This is a genomic window from Lyngbya sp. CCY1209 (assembly GCF_055795065.1).
This window is the reverse complement of sequence record NZ_JAYFER010000663.1, coordinates 1-2,884: the sequence shown is the minus strand read 5'-3', so window position 1 is coordinate 2,884 and position 2,884 is coordinate 1. Positions and strand designations below refer to the sequence as shown.

Below are 2,884 nucleotides of genomic sequence, written 5' to 3'. Positions count from 1 at the left end.
ATCCGATCTGAATCCACAGGCAAGATGCCTGTGCTACGTTTTGAATTTTGCCTCATTTTAGCCGAAACGGTCTACTACTATTGCCTCATTTTAGCCGAAACGGTCTACTACGCGAAAGCACTGAACTCAATCTAACAGCTTGCACCTCCCGAATCTAACACTTCATCTCCCTCCGCCTCCTCCGCCCCCCAACTTGCACAATTCCCCCACCCCCGTGCTATAATCAACACCGTGGCCTGGACCCATGCGGTCAGAACGCCCAAACCTTGTCAGGACCGGAAGGTAGCAGCAATACGGGATGCTTCTGATAGGCGTGGTCTCCGGGTCACTCTTTTTTTGAGCGATCGCGCGATCGGACGGCGACACGACACCCGGTTTCTTCGTCTGAGTATAGAATTAATATTAAATTTAGACGCTGGAGAATCTATTGCCATGCCCGGTTTTGGAGATTTAGTCCAAAAAGCAGTGTATCTTGGAGTCGGTCTGGCCTCCTACGCCGGAGAGAAGGCGGGGACGAAGTTGGCCGAATTGCAGGTCGAAGCCCAAAAACTGGCGGATGAATTGGTCAAACGGGGCGAAATGACCACCGAAGAAGCCCGCCGCTTCGTCGATGACGCGATCCGGCAAGCCCAACAGCCCGGGGCAGAGGTTCCCCCGCCCCCCCAGTCGGCCGAACCCCGTCGCATCGAAATTTTGGACGACGAGGAAGAATCCGGGACGGACGAGGACGTTGACGAATTGCGCGATCGCGTCAAAGATCTGCAAGAAGAACTGCGCCGCCTGGAACGGGATTGATGCGGTGGTATACTAAGTATTGCTTCCCGCGATTCCCGATGCGGTCAACTCGTCGGTCATTTGAAGTAATTAGCCCCTAAACCCTGATGGAAGATTGGCCCAACGAATTCTTTAAAGGTATCGAAACGGCAGTTATCGAGGTAGAGAAATTTTTTACAGATGTGACAGAAGAATTTAACCACATGATGGACGACCTGACGCAGCTTTCGGAAGAATTTGCCGAGGAAGTCCAAAATAAAATTATCCCCGATCTCGATGAGTGTTTGAACGAAATTCTCGAACCGATCCTCGAGATCTACATGGATCTGGACATCGATGTAGAGGAGGAAGAGTTCGATCCCTTCGTCACCTACGTCCACCCCACCGCCACCCAAAACCCCGCCTGCCGGGGATGCAAGAACTATCACGGCCAGGTTTACGGCGGGAATTTGTTGGTGTGCGGGATGCACCCCTACGGAGTTGAGGAAGACTCCTGTCCCGACTGGGAATCCTATGGCGATGATGACGATAACCCTTTTTAGCCTCCAGCGGTGAATCTACCTGTCGTCGGCCCCTTACCGGGCGCCCCCACCCTCCCCAATAGCCTACACCTGCGGCCCTACCAACGTGAGGCGATCGCGGGGTGGTTCGCCAACCGGGGGCGGGGGATGTTGAAAATGGCGACGGGCAGCGGGAAAACGATTACGGCATTGGCGATCGCGACGGAATTGTACCAGAAAATCAACCTGCAGGTGCTCCTCGTCGTCTGTCCCTACCGCCACCTCGTCACCCAGTGGGGGCGGGAGGCGGAGAAATTCGGGCTCAAACCGATCCTCGCCTTTGAAAGCGTCCACAACTGGCAAAAACAGCTATCCACCGCCCTCTACACCCTGCGATCGGGCCACCTCCCCTTTCTCACCGTCATCACCACCAACGCCACCCTCATTTCCGAGGGCTTCCAATCCCAACTCCGCTACTTCCCCCCCAAAACCCTGATCGTCGGCGACGAAGCCCACAACTTGGGGGCCCCCCGCCTAGAAGCCTGCCTCCCCCGCAACATCGGTTTGCGTCTCGCCCTCTCCGCTACCCCAGAACGCCACTACGACGAGGAGGGGACTGATTCCCTGATCGACTATTTCGGACCGGTTTTGCAACCCGAACTCACCCTCGCCGAAGCCATCCGCCTGGGCGCCTTGGTTCACTATTTGTACTATCCGATTTTGGTGGAACTGACGGAAGCCGAAAGTCGAACCTATTCCCGCCTCACCACCCGCATCGGTTGGGCGTTGATGGAAAATGGGGAAGAAAATTGGGACAATAACGAGACGATCACTGCTTTATTAATACAGCGGGCGAGATTGATCGGGTCGGCGACAAACAAACTCAACGCCCTGCGAAGCGTGATGGCGGCTCGGTTGCACACCACCCACACCTTATTTTACTGCGGGGATGGAACGGTGGAAACGAGCGATCGCACCGCCCGCCAGGTGGAAGCCACCGTCGCCCTCCTGGGCTCGGAATTGGGTTATCGCGTCAACACCTACACCGCCGCCACTCCGATGCAGCAACGGGAACGCCTGCGACGCCAGTTTGAAGCCGGGGACCTTCAGGGACTCGTGGCGATTCGCTGTCTCGATGAGGGGGTGGACATTCCGGCGATTCGCAACGCCATCATCCTCGCCAGCAGCAGCAACCCCCGCCAGTTCATCCAGCGACGGGGGCGGGTGCTCAGGCCCCACCCCGGAAAGGAACGGGCGACGCTATTTGATATGATCGTCCTGCCGCCGGATTTGGGGCGGGATACCCTGGAGGTGGAGCGGAATTTGCTGCGGAAGGAGTTGCGGCGGTTTATGGAATTTGCCGATCTCGCCGACAATGCCGCGGAAGCCCGGATCAAGTTATTGCAGCTACAGAAACGATACGGGTTATTGGCGTTGTAATTGTCGGCTTTTTGGGTGGTATAATGGGATGAATTTTTTAAAAACCACAGAGGCACAGAGGACACAGAGGAGGGGAGGGTTGGTGGGATCAATCGCTTGGGAATCATTCCCAAGCTAATAGCACAAATCCTCTCGCATAGGATTGGGAGTTGCTATATCAACTGCCAACA

The 2,884-nt window shown here is 55.9% G+C and carries 3 protein-coding genes and 1 other RNA gene; all 4 read left to right on the top strand.

Annotation, left to right across the window (positions count from 1 at the left end; all coding sequences use genetic code 11):
- The first annotated feature begins 233 nt into the window (after positions 1-233).
- The 4 genes from ffs (at position 234) to AC0QHF_RS27390 (ending at position 2,714) form a co-directional block, all read left to right on the top strand.
- Positions 234-330, top strand: an RNA gene (gene ffs, locus AC0QHF_RS27405) — signal recognition particle sRNA small type.
- A gap of 102 nt (positions 331-432) precedes the next feature.
- A complete protein-coding gene (locus tag AC0QHF_RS27400) occupies positions 433-795 on the top strand; it encodes a phasin family protein (protein WP_324707456.1) in 363 nt (120 codons plus the stop codon).
- Positions 796-881: 86 nt separating this feature from the next.
- Positions 882-1,316 (top strand): hypothetical protein, encoded by a 435-nt coding sequence (locus AC0QHF_RS27395; RefSeq protein ID WP_324707455.1) that lies wholly within the window; start codon positions 882-884, stop codon positions 1,314-1,316.
- A 9-nt stretch (positions 1,317-1,325) separates the two neighbouring features.
- Positions 1,326-2,714, top strand: a complete 1,389-nt coding sequence (locus tag AC0QHF_RS27390; RefSeq protein ID WP_324707454.1) for a DNA phosphorothioation system restriction enzyme — start codon at positions 1,326-1,328, stop codon at positions 2,712-2,714.
- Positions 2,715-2,884: the final 170 nt, after the last annotated feature.

Coding starts and splice junctions, on each gene's coding strand:
- AC0QHF_RS27400 (WP_324707456.1), top strand. CDS start 433: ATGCCCGGTTTTGGAGATTTAGTCCAAAAAGCAGTGTATCTTGGAGTC.
- AC0QHF_RS27395 (WP_324707455.1), top strand. CDS start 882: ATGGAAGATTGGCCCAACGAATTCTTTAAAGGTATCGAAACGGCAGTT.